Origin of the sequence: Micromonospora sp. DT178 (assembly GCF_049841695.1) — a bacterium.
Lineage (GTDB): Bacteria > Actinomycetota > Actinomycetes > Mycobacteriales > Micromonosporaceae > Micromonospora.
In genome coordinates this window covers 30,337-48,596 of the sequence record NZ_JBNCKV010000024.1, presented here as the reverse complement: position 1 = coordinate 48,596, position 18,260 = coordinate 30,337, and the positions used below count along the sequence as shown (strand labels likewise).

At 72.9% G+C, this 18,260-nt stretch carries 8 protein-coding genes and 1 pseudogene; 6 read left to right on the top strand and 3 right to left on the bottom strand.

Annotated features, from left to right (window positions below):
* The first annotated feature begins 174 nt into the window (after positions 1–174).
* A complete protein-coding gene (locus tag ACLQ22_RS29795; protein ID WP_425695233.1) occupies positions 175–1,011 on the top strand; it encodes a hypothetical protein in 837 nt (278 codons plus the stop codon).
* Complete coding sequence (locus ACLQ22_RS29790; RefSeq protein ID WP_425695232.1) at positions 992–2,032, top strand: 3-dehydroquinate synthase family protein; 1,041 nt, start codon at positions 992–994, stop codon at positions 2,030–2,032. Before ACLQ22_RS29795 ends, ACLQ22_RS29790 begins: the two co-directional genes overlap by 20 nt.
* A 13-nt stretch (positions 2,033–2,045) precedes the next feature.
* Here the strand turns inward: ACLQ22_RS29790 and ACLQ22_RS29785 are convergent, their stop codons facing one another.
* Positions 2,046–3,281, bottom strand: coding sequence for an RNA-guided endonuclease InsQ/TnpB family protein (locus tag ACLQ22_RS29785; RefSeq protein WP_425695231.1), 1,236 nt, complete (start codon positions 3,279–3,281; stop codon positions 2,046–2,048).
* A gap of 25 nt (positions 3,282–3,306) precedes the next feature.
* Here ACLQ22_RS29785 and tnpA point away from each other — a divergent pair, with 25 nt between their 5' ends.
* Complete coding sequence (gene tnpA, locus ACLQ22_RS29780; RefSeq protein ID WP_425695230.1) at positions 3,307–3,741, top strand: IS200/IS605 family transposase; 435 nt, start codon at positions 3,307–3,309, stop codon at positions 3,739–3,741.
* A gap of 97 nt (positions 3,742–3,838) precedes the next feature.
* Here tnpA and ACLQ22_RS29775 read toward each other — a convergent pair.
* Both ACLQ22_RS29775 and ACLQ22_RS29770 read right to left on the bottom strand, forming a co-directional pair.
* Positions 3,839–4,419 (bottom strand): annotated as a pseudogene (locus ACLQ22_RS29775) (alpha/beta fold hydrolase).
* 225 nt (positions 4,420–4,644) lie between these two features.
* Positions 4,645–5,811 (bottom strand): ATP-grasp domain-containing protein, encoded by a 1,167-nt coding sequence (locus tag ACLQ22_RS29770; protein ID WP_425695229.1) that lies wholly within the window; start codon positions 5,809–5,811, stop codon positions 4,645–4,647.
* Positions 5,812–6,900: 1,089 nt separating this feature from the next.
* On the opposite strand from ACLQ22_RS29770, the gene ACLQ22_RS29765 reads away from it, so the two are divergent.
* The 3 genes from ACLQ22_RS29765 (at position 6,901) to ACLQ22_RS29755 (ending at position 18,253) form a co-directional block, all read left to right on the top strand.
* Entirely contained in the window at positions 6,901–10,596 is a 3,696-nt protein-coding gene (locus ACLQ22_RS29765) for a non-ribosomal peptide synthetase (protein ID WP_425695228.1), read from the top strand.
* Positions 10,597–10,726: 130 nt separating this feature from the next.
* Positions 10,727–14,434, top strand: a complete 3,708-nt coding sequence (locus ACLQ22_RS29760; protein ID WP_425695227.1) for a non-ribosomal peptide synthetase — start codon at positions 10,727–10,729, stop codon at positions 14,432–14,434.
* A gap of 108 nt (positions 14,435–14,542) precedes the next feature.
* Positions 14,543–18,253: a non-ribosomal peptide synthetase gene (locus ACLQ22_RS29755; RefSeq protein WP_425695226.1), complete on the top strand. Its 3,711-nt coding sequence runs from the start codon at positions 14,543–14,545 to the stop codon at positions 18,251–18,253.
* Positions 18,254–18,260: the final 7 nt, after the last annotated feature.

Below are 18,260 nucleotides of genomic sequence, written 5' to 3'. Positions count from 1 at the left end.
GCTCGCCGTAGCGGCCCAAGTCTTCCGAGCACCCTGCCGGTGTCCTACCCCTGTCACCCCCTAAGTCGTCCCCAGTTCGGACCGCCGATCCGGTGGTGGGACGGGCCGCAGGTCGATGATGGGGCGACCCCCGCAGACCGTCGAGTCCTGTGCTCCACCCGCCCGTCAGCCGAGGTGCCGTCGTTGGAACGCTGCTGGTTGTTCGCCCGCTCGGCCGTGCCGGCCGACGGGTGCCCGGAGACGCGGGTGACCGAGCTGGTCGGAAGGGTCCTCACCGCTCTGGTCGCCGCCGCCCGCCGGGTCGATCCGGGCATGGAGTGGTTCTTCGACCCGGCGGGCTCCCCCGCCGGGCCACACGTGAGCCTCGGCTTCCACGCCACTCCGGCCGCGCTCGACGTGGTACGGGCGCGGCTGCTCGCGTACGACCCGGGGGTGTCCTTCGCCGCCGACCGGTACGTGGTGCGCGACGCCGCCCGGGGCGGCCCGCTCGCGTCGGCGGGCAGTGACCTGGCCCTGACCCTGCTGGGCGGGGACACTCCCTGGCTGGCCGGCGTCGAGCTGCCGCTGGCCGTGGCGCACCTGCGGTACCTGACGGGGCTGGTGCCGGCGGCCGACCGGCTGGCGTTCCTCTTCCTGCACTGGCAGGAGCGCAGCCAGCGGCTCACCGGCGCGCAGCGGCGGGACCTGGCCGCGCAGGCGGACGCCGGCGCGGAGAAGATCGTCCTGGCGGCCGGCGACCTGCCGCTGTGCGGGGAGGTCGCCGTGGCCTGGCAGCGCTACCTGGACCGGGTGACCGACGTGGTCGGCCGGAACCACCCGGCGACGCCGTCGGGCTTCCTGCTGGCGCACCACGCCCAGCTCACCCACGACCGCTGGGGCATCGGGCCGGACGTCGACTCGCTGGCCGCGCTGGCGCTGCGCCTGTCGATGGTCCGGGAACGCCCGGTCGCGGCCGCGCCGGTGCCCGTCGTCCCGAGGAGGCAGCAGCCACATGCACGCGTGCGCACCTGACCCTTGCGCCCCCGCCGAGCCGGCCCGCATCGAGGTGGCGCTCGGCGAGCGCGCGTACCCGGTGCTGATCGGCCCCGGTGTGCGCCACCGGCTGCCGGCGGAGGTGGCGCGGATCGGCGCGCGGCGGGTCGTGGTGGTCTCGGCCCGGCCGCCGGAGTGGACGCCCGACCCGGGCGTGCCGCACCGGGTGGTGCCGGCCCGCGACGGCGAGCACGACAAGAACCTGGCCACGGTCGAGCAGCTCTGCCGGGCGTTCGCCGAGTTCGGGCTGACCCGCGCCGACGCGGTCGTCTCCTGCGGCGGCGGCACCACCACGGACGTGGTCGGGCTGGCCGCCGGTCTCTACCACCGGGGCGTCGCGGTGATCCACCTGCCGACCTCGCTGCTCGCCCAGGTCGACGCCAGCGTCGGCGGCAAGACCGCGGTCAACCTGCCGGAGGGCAAGAACCTCGTCGGGGTGTACTGGCAGCCCCGGGCGGTGCTCTGCGACACCGAGCACCTGGGCACGCTGCCGGAGCGGGAGTGGCGCAACGGCTACGGGGAGATCGCCCGGGCGCACTTCATCGGCGCGGGCGAGCTGCGCGACCGCCCGGTGGCGGAGCAGATCGCCGCCTGCGTGGCGCTGAAGGCGCGGGTGGTGGCCGCCGACGAGCGCGACTCCGGTCTGCGGCACATCCTCAACTACGGTCACACGCTGGGGCACGCGTTGGAGCGGGCCACCGACTTCGGCCTGCGGCACGGCGAGGCGGTCGGCGTCGGCACGGTCTTCGCGGGCCGGCTGGCCGGCGTCCTCGGCCGCGTCCCGGCCGACCGGGTGGCCGAGCACCACGAGGTGGTGGCGGGCTACGGCCTCGACACCGCGCTGCCCGGCGGCGTCGACCACGACGAGCTGGTCGCGCTGATGCGGCGGGACAAGAAGGCCACCTCGGGCCTGTCCTTCGTCCTGGACGGCCCGGCCGGGCCCGAACTCGTCGCCGACGTCCCCGAGTCCGCCGTACGCACCGCGCTGGCCGGCATTTGACATCCTCTCCGCCCTAGAGGACGGAGATTCCCTCCACGCTGCGCGTGGAAAGCGCAACGTCCGGGTGGGTTACCGCTTCCCTGCGCGGTGCCGGCACGAATGCCGGTCTTACCTGCGCTCCACGGTCGTTTAGCCTGTCCGCCTGTCCGACGGCCAGGATGTTCTTCGCGGCGTTGACGTCCCGGTCGTGGACAGTCCCGCATGGGCAGTCCCACTCCCGGACGTTCAGCGCCATCTTCTCGCCGATCCGGCCGCAGTCGGAGCACATGCGGGTGGACGGGAACCAGCGGTCCACCCGGCCGAACGCCCTGCCGTACCGGGCGGCCTTGTACTCCAGCATGGCGATGAAGCGGGCCCACCCGGCGTCGTGCACCGACTTGGCCAGCCTCGTGCGGCCGAGGCCAGCAACAGCAAGGTCCTCCACGTACACCGCTTGGTTGTCGCGGATGATCCGTGTCGAGAGCTTGTGCTGCCAGTCCCGCCGGGTGTCGGCCACCCGCGCATGCGCGCGGGCAACCTTCACGACGGCTTTCTTCCGATTCGCGCTGCCCCGCTGCTTGCGGGAGAGATCCTGCTGCAACCGGCGTAGCTTGCGGGCCGCCCGGCGCAAAAACTTCGGGGTGGTCACCTTCGTGCCATCTGAGAGGACCGCGAAGTGCGTCAGGCCCAGGTCGATGCCCACTTCGGCGTCGACCGGCGGCAGCATCTCGTCCTCGGCGGTCTGCACCACGAACGACGCGAAGTACCTGCCCGCCGCGTCCCGGATGACCGTCACGCTGGACGGGTCCGACGGCAACGTCCGCGACCAGCGGACCGTGAGGTCGCCGATCTTCGGCAGCCGCAGCCGGCCGTTGTCGAGAACCTTGAACCGACTGTTCTTGGTGAAGCGGATGGCCTGCCGGTTGTCCTTCCGTGACCGGAACCGGGGCGCGGCCAGCTTCCGGCCCTTGCGCTTGCCGGTGACCGAGGCGAAGAAGTTCCGGTACGCGGTGTTCAGGTCCGCCAAGGCCTGCTGCAACACCACCGCCGACACCTCGCCCAGCCACGCCCGCTCGGGAGTCCGCTTGGCCTCGGTGATCAGACGCCGGGACAGCTCCCCGTCGGAGAGGTACTTCCCACCCGCCTCCCGGGCCTGCTGGCGCAGCCGCAGCCCGTCGTTGAACACCACCCGCGCGCACCCGAACGCCCGCGCCAGCTCGATCTGCTGACCGGGCGTGGGATACACGCGGAACTGGTAACGGAACTGCACGACAAGCACCGTACCATCTTGGTTTATGGCTAAACTTGCAGGCATCCGCACTGGCAGGCACTGCGTTTTCGCGATGCACGTCCACTTGGTCTTCGTGACGAAGTTCCGGCACGAGGTGTTCACCGACCGGCACCTGACCCGCATGGAGACCATCATGCGGGACGTGTGCCAGAGCTTCGAAGCCGAGCTGGTCGAGTTCAACGGCGAGAACAACCACGTGCATCTCCTGGTCAACTTCCCGCCCAAGGTCGCGGTGGCCCGGCTGGTCAACTCCCTGAAGGGAGTATCCTCACGCCGACTTCGGCAGGAGTTCCCCGACCTTGTGCAGCACTACTACCGGGCCAACAAGCTTTGGTCAGGCTCGTACTTCGCGGGCTCCGTCGGCGGGGCGCCACTGAGCGTCGTGAAGCAGTACATCGAGCAACAGAACCGTCCCGGATCAGACACTGCTCGGGCCTAGCGGCCCTCCCAGCGCGGGCCTTCACCCCCGGCCTGAAGGCCGGAGCACTGGCCCGCATCCCGGTAGCGGCCGGCACCGACACCGCCGGCAGCCCGGCTCAGGTGGATGCTCGTCCGAGCAGACAGCGGAGGATCGGCTCGGCACGGGTCCACAGCACCGCGCCACCGATCCCGGAAACGAGGTGCCGGACGGCACCGGGATCCGGGCGGCCAGCGTCGCTCCGTTGTCGGGTGAGTGGCTGGTGTCCTGCTCGCCGTACCAGACGTCGACCGGAACCGTGATCTCCGCGAGGTCGAAGGACCATCGCCCCATGGCCAGGACGGTGTCCCGGGCGTAGCCGGCCGGGCCCTGGGCGTATCCCTCGTGCAGGGCCCGACGTTAGGCGACCTCGTCCGCGCCGGACACGATGGCCAGCGCCGTGGCGACGCCCGCCTCGGCGCACGCGAGTGCGAACGGCGCGCCCTGCGAGTTGCCGACCACCGCGGGGCACGCCAGCCTCCGCAGCCCGACGAGGTCGCGGACGTCCGCGGCGAAGTCGGCGTACGTCCGGCCGGGCGCGGGCGTCGAGCTGCCGAGCCCGGGACGGTCCACGGAGACGAGACGCACCCCGAGCGCGTCGACGACGTCCGCGCCGAAGCCGAGCCACCGGCTCGTGGCCGCCCCCGGGCACAGCAGCACCGGGACACCGTCCGGCGGCCCCCACCAGGCCCAGCCGAGCAACCGCCCGTCGGGGAGCCGGCTCTCACCGAGGCGGACCGGATCGTCGACGCGTACGCTCATGATCCGTCATCATGGACGCGGCCGGCGACCGCGCACGGAGTTTCCGCCCGGCACGGGACGGACGCCGCTGTGGCCGACGGCGGGCCTCCCCCGGACCGCCACCACGGCCCGGGGGACGACGCGTCAACCGCCCAGCGCCCGCTGGATCTGCGCGACCAGCACCCCGCAGGCGTACCGGTCAGAGGCGCCGACCATGCCGACGATGGTCGCCGGCAGCGGGCCGTTGTCCGTCTCCGCCGGGTCGTGGTGCATGAACGCGACGAACTGCCCCCGGTCGATGAACGGCGCGAGGATCGGCTCGGCGTCGACGCCGGGGCGCAGCGAGAAGAACGTGGTCATGGCGCACGGGTGCTGCCCCAGCAGCGAGCTGCGGTGCAGCACCGACGTGGTGGCCCCGCTGACCCGGAAGTTCGGGTCGATGACCCGCAGCTCGCCGTCCCGACCGATCCCCGCGTCGAAGGAGCAGTACCCCCGGTACCCGAGAGCACTGGCCTTTCGGACCCCTACGGTCAGCGCTTCGATCAGCTCCGCCGGCGGCTGGTCGTCGTCCAGCACACAACCGACCCACGTCGAGGTGGGCTGCGGCAGGTGTACGGACGCACCGAGGTAGTGCACCGCTCCGCTCTCCGTCACGCCGAACTGGACTCCCCAGATCGTCCGGAAGGGCACCTCCTCCTCGACGATCCACCGATCGCTGACCTGTTCCAGCTGGTTGAACAGCGCCCGGTGCCGCCGGTCCTGCAACCGCCTGGTGAAGATCGCGATTCCGCTGAACACCTCGACGCCGGCCGGTTTGACCACCGCCGGCCGCCGGTCCTGCTGCACGATGCGGCGCACCTCGGCGGGGGTGGCGACCTGGCGACGGGGCAGGTATTCCGGCGCGATCAGTGTTTCCAGGGTGGTCTTGTTGTTGAGGCGGGCCAGCAGGTCCGGGGACACCCGGGCGCGCGCGGCCCGCAGCTGCGGATCGTGCGGGGGGAACTGGAACTCCAGCGTCTCGCCCCGCTCGGCGGCGTCCCGGGCGAACTGCACCGCCTGCGCGCCGGAGCGGAACTCGCGCAGATCGCTCGGCGTCTTGAGACCGCACCGGCTGAGCAGACGCAACGACTTGTCCGCGCTGGAGCCGGTGCTGCAAATGGCCGACGCCTGGTGCGGAAGGGTCAGGTGGAGACCGGTGATCATGTCCAGCCCGTTGTACAGGGCGGCGCCCGCACCGGCGAGATAGCGGCTGCCGGCGGTCGTCACCGGATCGGGTGGCCGGGCCAGGAGCACCCCGTCGTGAGCGAACACCTGTACCTGGATAGGTCCATCCATTGGATCTCCTGACATGCCGGCCCACAAAGGGCCTCGGGGTGGCACGGAGCCCGGGTGCGCAACGACCACGAACAGCGGAGAACGTGGACGGATGCGTGCGCTCCCGGTCCTGATGAGGCCGCTCGGCCACGAGAGTCGGGCGTACCGCGTGCACCGACCGGACGGTCCCTGGCTGGACCGGCCAGGTAGCGGGCTGGCTTGTGGTCAGCGCTGCGTTCGGCAAGGTGCACACCAACAGGCGGTGGCTGAATTGCCAGTCACCGACTGGGTCATGATCGGGAAAGCATAGTCAATCCTCATTTCCCCGGGATGGGCCGGTCAGCCGACTGAGGGCGGCCCTTTTCGCCGCCGGGATCGCCAATTCTCCGATCCGAACCCTGGACCCGGGCTGACCGAATAGCCGTTTTCGAAGAAGACCCGGGGATCGCTCTCCGTCGAAACCGGACATTCGTGCATCGACCCTCTCGGAGGGCACCAACCATCCACTATAGAAAAGATATAGCGGCGTATGCTTCCGCCGAAAAGCTGCGGCATCCGGCCGAAATTCCGATCGAGCGTCGCCGGTAAACACCACACTGACCAGCACAAATTGCCGATCCGGTGGCGACGGCACCGGACGCGGCCCGGCGGCCGGTCATTACCGCGGACGTATCCTCGGCGGTCCCCGGCCGGAATCTCCGGCCGTCACGCTAGGGGTCGACGTGCGGATCTCTAGGGGTGTACGCCGCTGCACCGCGCTTCGTAGGGTCGGGCCCCATCGGTTCGTCGTTCCCTTTTTCGTTGCACCGGACGGGGAACGAATGTGGGTGCGCGGCGCCCCGGATGGACGGGAGGCGCCGGTGATCGGATCGGGCACCGACCTGCTCCTTTCGATCGACGACGTGCCGGCGACCCGGAATCCGGACGGTGACCCCGTCGGTGTCGCACCGCCGTCCGCGCCCGGCCACACGAATCAGCCGCGGCGCCCGCGAACCGCCCCTGCCGCGCCGACCGGAGTGCGCCCGCTGGTGCGGCACCGAGGCCCCGCCTTCCGGTCACCCCCCCATTCGATCGGAGGTTGAGCTGATGTCTGTCGGGTTCGATGGTGCGCGGGCCGTGGACGGCGCGGTCGACGCCGGTGCGCTGGACCTGGTGGGGGACCTGCGCCGGCCGACCGTGTGGCCGGCCCGGGCCGCCTCGGTGCACCGGGTGCTGCCCTCCTGGTCGCCGGGCGTCGGGCCGGCCGGCGACGTCGTGGTGGCGGGGCTCGTGGCGGTGCTGGCGCGCTGGACGGCCCAGGAGCAGGTGGTGGTGGGCCTGTCGTCCGGCGGCGGATCGGTGCTGCGGGTGGACGTGGCGGGTGATCCGGGTTTCCCCGAGCTGGTGACGCGGGTGCGCTCGGCGCTGGCGGCGCCGGTGGCCGTGGGCCGGGAGCCGGTGGGCCCGGTGGTGCTGGGCCTGGTGGACGCCCCGGTGGCGGACGCGGGGCCGGCCGTGGTGGACGTCGACCTCGTGGTCGGCGTGGCGTCGGACGGGTCGGCGCTGCGGGTGGACTACGCGGCGGAGGGTTTCTCGGCGCAGTGGGTGCGGGGCCTGGTGGATCAGGTCGTGGTGCTGGTCTCCGCCGGGTTGGCGGGGCCGGAGGTGGGATTGTCGGCGTTGCCGCTGCTGCGGGACGCGGAGCGGGAGCGGTTGTTGGCGTGGGGCCGGGGCCCGGTGCGTGAGGTGCCGGATGAGCCGATCCACGAGTTGGTGCTGCGGTGGGCGCGGCGCACGCCGGATGCGGTGGCGGGTGTCGCCGGCGGCGAGGTGTTGACGTACGGGGAGCTGGATCGCCGGTCGGCCGTGCTGGCGGCGTATCTGCGGTCGCTGGGTGTGCGGGCCGGTGATGTGGTGTCGCTGGCGTTGGAGCGCGGGTTGTGGTCGTTGGTGGCGACGACCGCGGTGTTGCGGGCGGGTGCCGCGTACACGCCGATGGACGTGTCGTGGCCGGTGGAGCGGATGCGCGTGTTGCTGGCCGACCACGGCGCGCGGGTGGTGCTGACCGTCGGTGCGGTGGCGCCCCGGGTTCCCGGTGGCGACGGGGTGTCGGTGGTGGCGTTGGACGACGACTGGCCGGTGGTGCAGGCGGGTGAGCCGGTGGAGCTGCCGGTGGTGCCGGCGTCCGCGCCGGCGTTCGTGATCTACACGTCGGGTTCGACGGGTACGCCGAAGGGTGTCGTGCTGACGCACGAGAGGCTGACGAACTTCCTGGCGTGGATGACCGACGAGTGCGCCATCGGGCCCGACAGCCGGATGCTGCATTCGGCGGCACCGGTCTTCGACGCCGCCTTCGGGGAGATCTTCGCGACGCTCACCGGTGGTGGCCGCGTCGTCGTCTGCTCCCGCGACGACCTGCTTGACGCGCGCCGGCTCACCGAGCTCATCAACCGGCACGACGTCACGCACACGTTCGGACCGGCCACCAACGTCGCCCCGCTCGATCCGGCCGCCTGCCCGGGCCTGCGCTGCATCATCTTCGGCGGCGAGGCCGTCCCGCCGCAGTTGGCCCAGCGGTGGCTGGCGGCCGGTACGCGGGTGGTGAACGCGTACGGGCCGGCGGAGATCGCCGTGGCGTGCTCGTGGTTCGACGCGTCGGCGGGCTGGGGCGGCGCGTACGTGCCGATCGGCTGGCCCATGCCCAACCGGCAGATCCGCGTCGTCGACACCAACCTCAACCTCATGCCCGCCGGCGTACCCGGCGAAATCCTCATCACCGGCTTCGGAGTCGCCGACGGCTACCTCAACCGTCCCGAACTCACCGCCCAACGCTTCGTCACCGACCCCCACGGCGGCGGCCTCGCCTACCGCACCGGCGACCTCGGCCGATGGAACACCACCGGCGCACTCGAGATCCTCGGCCGGATGGACCACCAGGTCAAAGTCAACGGCATCCGCATCGAACTCGGCGAAATCGAAACCACCCTCGCCCAACACCCCGACGTCGGCGCCGCCGTCGTCACCCGCCGCGAAGACCACGGCACCGCCCGCCTCATCGCCTACGTCACCGGACGCAACGGCCGCACGCCCGTCACCGCCGAACTACGGGACCACGCCGCCACCGTGCTGCCCAGCTACATGGTCCCCGCCGTGATCATGGTCCTCGACCGCTTCCCCGTCGGCGGCACCGGCAAGATCGACCGGAACGCCCTACCCGCACCCGACACCCAACGTCCCGACCTCGGGGTGGAGTTCGTCGAGCCGGCGACGAACGAGGAGCGCCTCGTCGCCGCGGTGTTCGCAACCGTCCTCGGCATCGACCGGGTCGGCACGCGCGACAGCTTCTTCGACCTGGGTGGCACCTCCCTGCAGTCCGCGGCGGTCGCGACGCGCATCGACGAGGTCGCGGACGTCGTCGTGCCCGTCTCGCAGATCCACCGCACCCCCACACCGCAGGGGCTGGCCCACTGGCTGACCACCGCGCCCCGCCGTACGGACGCCGGCTCGACCGCCGCGCAGGCCCGTCAGCGCCCCGGCCCGGTTCCGCTCGCGCAGCAGGTGGCGAAGTGCCTGATGTCGCCGCTGGAGGTCGTCGTCCCGGTCACCTGGTGGATCGAGGGTGAGCTGGACCTGCGGGCGCTGATGGCGGCGCTGGGCGACGTGCACCGCCGGCACGAGGCGCTGCACGCCCGCTACCGGCGGACGGCTCCTCCGGTGGCGCTCGTCCCGCCGAACCCGGGAATGCCGCAGCTGCGGCTGCTCACCGACGCCAGCAGCGAGCAGGAGGCCCTGGACCAACTGGCGGAGGCGGTGCAGCAGCCGCTCGACTACACGCAGGGCCGCGTCTGGCGGGCCGCCCTGATCCGGGAGAAGTCCACCGGGCGGGTCCTGTTCGGCGTGGGCATCCACCACATCGCCTTCGACGGCTGGTCGTACGCGCTGCTGGTGCGGGACCTCAGCCACGCCTACGCGGCGCGGCTGTCGGGCGCCGCCCCGGTGTGGGCGCGGCCGGCGCCGACGCTGCGCCAGTCGTACGAGGAGTACGCCCGCCTGCGCGACGCCGCCGACCTCGACGCGCAGCGTGCCTACTGGCGCGAGCAGTTGCGCGGGCTGCCCCGCCAGGGCCGGGGCGAGGCCACGGCACCGCTGGAGCAGGCGCTCGCCTGGGGTCCGAAGGCCGGGCACACCGTCACCGTCACCCCGGAGGTCATGCGGCGCTGGGACCGGGCCGCCCGGGAACAACGGTTCAGCCGCTCCAGCTACTTCGTCGCGGCGTTCGCCTCCGCGCTGCGCGCCGTCCACCAGCAGGACGACATCGGCCTGCTGATGGTCGTGGCCAAGCGGGGCAGTCGCGTTCTCGACTCCGCCTTCACCACCCGGCTGAACCTCAACTGTGTCCGGGTGCGCTTCGACGGGCCGGAGGACGACAAACTCGTCCTGCGGGTCAACGAGACGATCAGCGACCTCATGCGGGCCCAGGACGTGCCCTTCGCGGAGACCGCCGACGACCCCGCCGCCGGGCTCTCCGGTGAGGTGGTCGCCAGCCTGCCGACCTTCGTGTTCCAGGACAACGTGGTGCTTCCGCTGGAGCTGCCGGGCTGCCGGGCCGAGGAGGTCGTCGACCCGTACGCCCGGGAGGTGCCCAACGGCCTCACGGTCGAGGTGCTGCCCCGCGCCGACCACGCCCTCCTGCGCGTCACCATCCGCACCGACTACCTGCCGTACAGCTTCGCCGAGGAGCTGAACGGGCACATGCTGCGCTTCCTGGAAGCCGGGCCGGCGGGCTCCCCCACCGCCGGTTGACCGTTCACCCCGTACACACCGGACTGCTTGTCATGGCCGTGGGCGCGCGGGCCGCGTCCCCGGAGTTCGTGGTTCTACCCCTCCCGGCGTGCCCCCGCGGGCGACGCCGGGCCTGATCGGAGGTTGGCTCATGTCTGTCGGGTTCGTTGGTGGTCGGGTCCCGGCCGCGGGTGTCGCCGGGACCGGCACCGACTTCGAGGTCCTCGACCTCGTGGGGGACCTGCGCCGGCCGACGGTGTGGCCGGCCCGGGCGGCCTCCGAGTTCCGGACGGTGGGCCTGCCCGACCCGGCGGGCGCGGGGTCCCCCGGCGCGGTGCTGCTGGCCGGTGTCCTGGGGGTGCTGGCCCGGTACACCGCCCAGGCCGAGGTGGTGGTGGGGCTCTCGTCGGGCGGCGTGTTGCGGGTCGACGTCGCGGACGACCCCGGTTTCGGGGAGTTGGTGTCGCGGGTGGGTGCGGCGTTGGCCGGGCCGGTCGCGCCGGACGCGGGCGCGGTGGGTCCGGTGGTGGTGGGGCTGGTGGACGCCCCGGTGGCCGAGGTGGGACCGGACGTCGTGGACGTGGATGTGGTGGTGGCCGTCGCGGGCGACGGGTCGGCGGTACGGGTGGACTACGCGGCGGACGGTTTCTCGGCGCAGTGGGTGCGGGGCCTGGTGGACCAGGTGGTGCTGCTGGCGTCGGCGGGGTCGGCGGAGCCGGGGGTTGGCCTGTCGGGGTTGCCGCTGGTGGGGGACGCGGAGCGGGAGCGGCTGCTGGCGTGGGGCCGGGGCCCGGTGCGTGAGGTGCCGGGTCAGCCGATCCACGAGTTGGTGCTGGAGTGGGCGCGGCGCACGCCGGAGGCGGTGGCGGGCGTCGCCGGCGGTGAGGTGCTGACGTACGCGGAGCTGGAACGCCGCTCGGCGGCGCTGGCCAGGTACCTGCGGTCGCTGGGTGTGCGGGCCGGTGACGTGGTGTCGCTGGCGTTGGACCGCAGCCTGTGGACGTTGATCGCCACCCTGGGCGTGATGCGGGCGGGCGCGGCGTACACGCCGATGGACGTGTCCTGGCCGACGGAGCGGATGCGCGTGCTGCTGGCCGACCACGGCGCACCGGTCGTACTCACCGTCGGCGAGGTCGCCCCACGCGTCCCCCGACCGGACGGCGTACGGGTCGTCGCCCTCGACGACGAGTGGCCCGCCGTGGAGGCGGCCGAACCCGTCGACCTGCCGGTCGTCGAGGCGTCCGCGCCGGCGTTCGTCATCTACACGTCCGGCTCCACAGGCACGCCGAAGGGCGTCGTGCTGACCCACGACAACCTGACGAACTTCGTCACCTGGATGCGCGAGGAATGCGCGGTCGGCCCGGACAGCCGGATGCTGCACTGCTGCGCCCCGGTCTTCGACGTGGCCCTGGGCGAGATCTACACCGCGCTGACCTCCGGCGCCCGCGTCGTCGTCAGCTCCCGCGACGATCTCCTCGACGCCCGCCGCCTCACCGACCTGATCGCGAAGGAGCAGGCGACCCACGCGTTCTGCCCACCCACGAACCTCGCCGCCGTCGACCCGGCCGACTGCCCGAGCATGTCGTGCGTGACCCTCGCCGGGGAGCCGATCCCGCCCCGCATGGCGCAGCGGTGGATGGCCGCCGGCGCCCGCCTGATCAACGCGTACGGGCCCGCCGAGGCATCCGTGGCGTGCACGTGGTTCGACGCGTCGGAGGGCTGGGGCGGCGCGTACGTGCCGATCGGCTGGCCCATGCCGAACCGCCAGATCCGCGTCGTCGACGCCAACCTCGGCCTCGTCCCCATGGGCGTGCCCGGCGAGATCCTCATCACCGGCGCCGGAGTCGCCCACCACTACCTCAACCGTCCCGAACTGACCGCCCAACGGTTCGTCACCGACCCGTACGGCGGCGGCGTCGCCTACCGCACCGGCGACCTCGGCCGGTGGAACGCCACCGGAGCACTCGAGATCCTCGGCCGGATGGACCACCAGGTGAAGGTCAACGGCATCCGCATCGAACTCGGCGAGATCGAGGCCGTCCTCGAACAGCACCCCGACGTCGGCACCGCCGTCGTCACCCGCCGCGAGGACCACGGCACCGCCCGGCTGGTCGGCTACGTCACCGGGCGCGAGGGTCGCCTCCCCGTCACGGCCGAGCTACGGGAGCACGCCGCCGCCGTGCTCCCGCCCTACATGGTCCCCGCCGTGATCATGGTCCTCGACCGGTTCCCCGTCGGCGGCACCGGCAAGATCGACAGGCGGGCGCTACCCGCACCCGACGCGCAACGCCCCGACCTCGACGTGCCGTACACCGAGCCGGCGACCGACTCCGAACGCCTCGTCGCGGGGGTGTTCGCGACGGTGCTCGGGCTTGACCGGGTCGGCGCGCGCGACGGCTTCTTCCACCTCGGCGGCACGTCCCTGCAGTCGGCGGCGGTGGCGGCGGGCATCGACGAGGCGGCGGACGTCGTCGTGCCCGTCTCGCAGATCCACCGCACCCCCACACCGCAGGGGCTGGCCCAGTGGCTGACCACCGCGCCCCGGCGCCCCAAGGCCGAACCGGAGGCGCCCGCCACCGGTCGTCCCGGCCCGTCGAAGCCCGTCCCGCTGACCCTGTCGGTCGCCAAGTGCGTCTGGCTCCCCTTCGAACTGGTCTGCCCGACCACCTGGTGGATCGAGGGCGAGCTGGACCTGCGGGCGCTGATGGCGGCGCTCGGCGACGTGCACCGCCGGCACGAGGCCCTGCACGCCCGCTACCGCCGCGTCGAACCGCCGGTCGCACTCGTCCCGCCGAACCCGGGAATGCCGCAGCTGCGACTGCTCACCGACGCCAGCAGCGAGCAGGAAGCCCTGGACCAGCTCGCCGAGGCCGTGCAGCAGCCGCTCGACTACACCCAGGGCCGCAACTGGCGGGCCGCCCTCATCCGGGAGAAGTCGACCGGGCGGGTCCTGTTCGGCGTGGGCATCCACCACATCGCCTTCGACGGCTGGTCCCACGCGCTGCTGGTGCGCGACCTCAGCCACGCCTACGCCGCCCGGTTGTCCGGCGCGGCCCCCGTGTGGGCCCGGCCCGCGCCGACGCTGCGCCAGTCGTACGAGGAGTACACCCGCCTGCGCGACGCCGCCGACCTCGACGCGCAGCGGACCTACTGGCGCGAACAACTGCGCGGCCTGCCCCGCCAGGGCCGGGGCGCACCTCAGGCGCCCCTGGAGCAGGCGCTGGCGTGGGGCCCCAAGGCCGGACACATCGTCACCGTTCCCGGCGAGGTCATGCGGCGCTGGGACCGGGCCGCCCGGGAACGCCGGTTCAGCCGCTCCAGCTACTTCGTCGCCGCGTACGCCTCCGCGCTGCGCGCCATCCACCAGCAGGACGACATCGGCCTGCTGATGATCGTGGCCAGGCGCGGCAGCCGCATCCTCGACTCCGCCTTCACCACCCGGATCAACTCCAACTGCGTCCGGGTCCGGTTCCGGCCGGAGACGGACCTGCTCCGGCACGTGCAGCAGACCGTCGACGAGCTGATGGCCGCCCAGGACATCCCCTTCTCGGAGACCGCCGCCGACCCGGCCGTCGGCCTGCCCGGCGAGGTGGTCGCCAGCATCCCCGGCTTCGCCTACCAGGACAACGTGGTCCTTCCGCTGGAACTGCCCGGCTGCCGGACCGAGGAGGTCGTCGAGCCGTACGCGCGGGAGGTGATGAGCGGGCTGACCGTCGAGGCGATCCCCCGGGACACCGACGCCCTGCTGCGCATCACCATCCGCACCGACCTGATCCCGTTCACCCTCGCCGAGGAGCTGGGCGCGCACATGCTGCGCTTCCTCGAGACGGGGCCCGCCCCGGCCGCCACCACCGGCTGAACCCTCACCCCGCACTTTTCACGCCGTGGGCGCGCCCACCGGTTCCCGGATTTCGTAACCCGGCCGTACCCCCTTGCGGGTGGCGCGGTCCTGATCGGAGGTTGACCCATGTCCGTCGGGTTCGTCGGTGGTCGGGCCCCGACCACGGGTGTCGCCGGGCCCGGTGCCGACCACGAGGTCCTCGACCTAATGGGTGACCTGCGGCGGCCGCTGGTGTGGCCGGCCCGGGCGGCGTCGCAACTGCGGACGCTGGAGCTGCCCGGCCCGGCCGGCCCGGGGCCGGCCGGCCTGGTGGTGCTGGCGGGCCTCGTCGGGGTGCTGGCCCGCTACACCGGTCAGGGGGAGGTGGCGCTCGGCCTGTCCTCGGGTGGATCGGTGCTGCGGGTCGGGGTGGCGGACGATCCGGCGTTCAATGAGCTGGTGAGCCGGGTGGCTGCGGCGTGGACCACGCCGGTGGCGGGTGCGGGCGTGGTGGGTCCGGTGGCGGTGGCCCTGGTCGACGGCCCGGTGGCCGCCGTGGGCCCCGAGACGGTGGACGTCGACCTGGTGGTGAGCGTGGCCTCGGACGGGTCCGGGCTGCGGGTGGACCACGCGGCGGAGGGCTTCTCCGTGGACTGGGTGCGCGGCCTGCTGGACCAGACGGCCACGCTGGTGTCGGCCGGTGTGCGGGAACCCGGGGCCCCGTTGTCCGGGCTGCCGTTGTTGGGCACGGCCGAGCGGGAGCGGCTGCTCGCGTGGGGCCGGGGCCCGGTCCGCCCGGTGCCGGACGAGCCGCTGCACGAACTGGTGTTGCGGTGGGCACGCCGGACGCCGGACGCGGTCGCGGGCGTCGCCGACGGCGAGGTCGTCACGTACGCGGAGCTGGCACGCCGGTCGGAGCTGCTGGCCCGCTACCTGCGCTCGGCCGGTGTCGGCGTCGGGGACGTGGTGTCACTGGCGCTGGACCGCAGCATGCGGACCCTCGTCGCCACCCTGGCGGTGCTGCGAGCCGGGGCGGCGTACACGCCGATGGACGTGTCCTGGCCGACGGAGCGGATGCGGATGCTCCTGGCCGACCACGGCGCACGGGTCGTGCTCACCGTCGGCGAGGTCGCCCCACGCATCCCCCGGCCGGACGGCGTACGGGTGGTCGCCCTGGACGACGACTGGCCCGCCGTGGAGGCGGCCGAGGCGATCGAGCTGCCGGTGGTGGACGCCTCCCGGCCGGCGTTCGTGATCTACACGTCGGGATCGACCGGGGCGCCGAAGGGCGTCGTGCTGACCCACGACAACCTGACGACCTTCGTCACCTGGATGCGCGACGAGTGCGCGGTCGGCCCGGACAGCCGGATGCTGCACTGCTGCGCCCCGGTCTTCGACGTCGCCCTGGGCGAGATCTACACCGCGCTGACCTCCGGCGCCCGCGTCGTGGTCTGCACCCGTGACGACCTGCTCGACGCCCGCCGGTTGACGGAGCTGATCGCGAAGGAGAAGACCACCCACGCGTTCTGCCCGCCCACGAACCTCGCCGCCGTCGACCCGGCCGACTGCCCGAGCATGTCTTGCGTGACCCTCGCCGGGGAACCCGTCCCGCCGCGCATGGCCCGCCGGTGGACGGCCGCCGGCGCCCGCCTGATCAACGCGTACGGGCCCGCCGAAGCCGCCGTGGCGTGCACGTGGTTCGACGCGTCGGAGGGCTGGGGCGGCGCGTACGTGCCGATCGGCCGGCCCATGCCCAACCGCCAGATCCGCGTCGTCGACGGCGCGCTCGACCTCGTCCCCATGGGTGTCCCCGGCGAGATCCTCATCACCGGCGCCGGGGTCGCCGACAGCTACCTCAACCGACCCGACCTGACCGCGCAACGGTTCGTCACCGACCCGTACGGCGGCGGGATCGCCTACCGCACCGGCGACCTGGGCCGGTGGAACGCCTCCGGGGCGCTGGAGATCCTCGCCCGGATGGACCACCAGGTCAAGGTCAACGGCATCCGCATCGAACTCGGCGAGATCGAGGCCGTCCTCGAACAGCACCCGGACGTCGGCACGGCCGTGGTCGTCCGCCGCGAGGACCGGGGCGTCGCCCGGCTGGTCGGCTACGTGACCGGCAGCGACGGCCGGAACCCGGCCGTGACCGGGCTGCGGGAGCACGCCGCGGGCGTGCTGCCCCCGTACATGGTCCCCGCCGTGATCATGGTCCTCGACCGGTTCCCCGTCGGCGGCACCGGAAAGATCGACAGACGGGCGCTACCGGAACCGGGCTCGCAGCGCCCGGACCTCGGCGTGGACTACGTCGAAGCCACCACCGACGAGGAACGTCTCGTGGCCGGGGTGTTCGCGACCGTCCTCGGTATCGACAGGGTCGGCACGCGGGACAGCTTCTTCGCCCTCGGCGGCACCTCCCTGCAGTCCGCCGCCGTCGCCGCCGCCGTCGACGAGGCCGCCGACGTCGTCGTACCCGTCTCGCAGATCCACCGCACGCCCACACCCCACGGCCTGGCGCACTGGCTCACCACCGCGCCCCGCCGCCCCACGGCCGAACCGGAACCGCCCGGCACCGGCCGCCCCGGCCCGACCGGGCCCGTCCCGCTGACCCTGTCGGTCGGCAAGTTCGTCTGGCTCCCCTTCGACCTGGTCTGCCCGGCCACCTGGTGGATCGAGGGCGAACTGGACCTCCGCGTGCTGATGGCCGCGCTCGGCGACGTGCACCGCCGGCACGAGGCGTTGTACGCCCGCTACCGGCGGGTGGACCCGCCCGTGGCCGTCGTCCCACCGAACCCGGGCAAGCCCCCACTCCGGCTGCTCACCGACGCCACGAGCGAACAGGAGGCGCTCGACCAGCTCGCCGAGGCGGTACAGCAGCCGCTGGACTACACCCAGGGCCGCAACTGGCGGGCCGCGCTCATCCGCGAGAGGTCGACCGGACGGATCCTCTTCGGCGTCGGCATCCACCACATCGCCTTTGACGGGTGGTCACACGGGCTGCTCGTCCGCGACCTCGGCCGCGCCTACGCCGCCCGCCTGGCCGGCCGGGCGCCCGCGTGGGACCGCCCCGCACCCACGCTGCGTCAGTTCCACGAGGAGCACACCCGCCTGCGGGCCGCCACCGACCTCGACGCGCAGCGGGACTACTGGCGCGGGCAGTTGCGGGGACTCGCCCGCCAGGGCGAGGGCCGGCCCCAGTCGCTCCTGGAGCAGACCCCGACCTGGGGCCCCAGGACCGGGCACGTCGTCGCCGTCCCTGCCGAGGTGCTGGACCGCTGGGACCGGGCCGCCCGGGAACACCGGTTCAGCCGCTCCACCTACTTCGCCGCCGCGTACGCCTCCGCGCTGCGCACCATCCACCAGCAGGACGACATCGCCCTGCTGATGATCGTCGCCCAGCGCGGCAGCCGGATCCTCGACTCCACCTTCACGAGCAGGATCACCTCCAACTGCCTCCGGGTCCGGTTCGACGGCCCGGAGAAGAACCTGATCCGGGCGGTCCAGCGCACCGCGGACGGGCTGATGGCCGCCCAGGACGTCTCCTTCGTGGAGATGACCACCGACCCGGTCCTCGGCATGTCCCGCGAGGTGGCGAACAGCCTGCCCTCCTTCGCCTACCAGGACAACCTCGTCCCTCCGCTGGAGCTGCCCGGCTGTCGGACCGAGGAGGTCGTCGACCCGTACGCCCGGGAGTGGTCGGGTTCCTGCGTCGCCGAGGTGCTTCCCGGTGCCACGGGCGCCCTCCTGCGCGTCACCATCCGCACCGACCTGGTCCCGCCCCCCGTCGCCGAGATGCTGGCCACCGCCATGCTGCGCTTCCTGGAAGCCGGACCCGAGGCCGTCGACGGAGCGCACTGAGAGCGCG

What these genes read in the sequence shown, in the direction of transcription:
- ACLQ22_RS29790 (WP_425695232.1), top strand. Translation starts at nt 992, where the DNA reads ATGCACGCGTGCGCACCTGACCCTTGCGCCCCCGCCGAGCCGGCCCGC.
- ACLQ22_RS29755 (WP_425695226.1), top strand. Translation starts at nt 14,543, where the DNA reads ATGTCCGTCGGGTTCGTCGGTGGTCGGGCCCCGACCACGGGTGTCGCC.
- ACLQ22_RS29765 (WP_425695228.1), top strand. Translation starts at nt 6,901, where the DNA reads ATGTCTGTCGGGTTCGATGGTGCGCGGGCCGTGGACGGCGCGGTCGAC.
- tnpA (WP_425695230.1), top strand. Translation starts at nt 3,307, where the DNA reads ATGGCTAAACTTGCAGGCATCCGCACTGGCAGGCACTGCGTTTTCGCG.
- ACLQ22_RS29760 (WP_425695227.1), top strand. Translation starts at nt 10,727, where the DNA reads ATGTCTGTCGGGTTCGTTGGTGGTCGGGTCCCGGCCGCGGGTGTCGCC.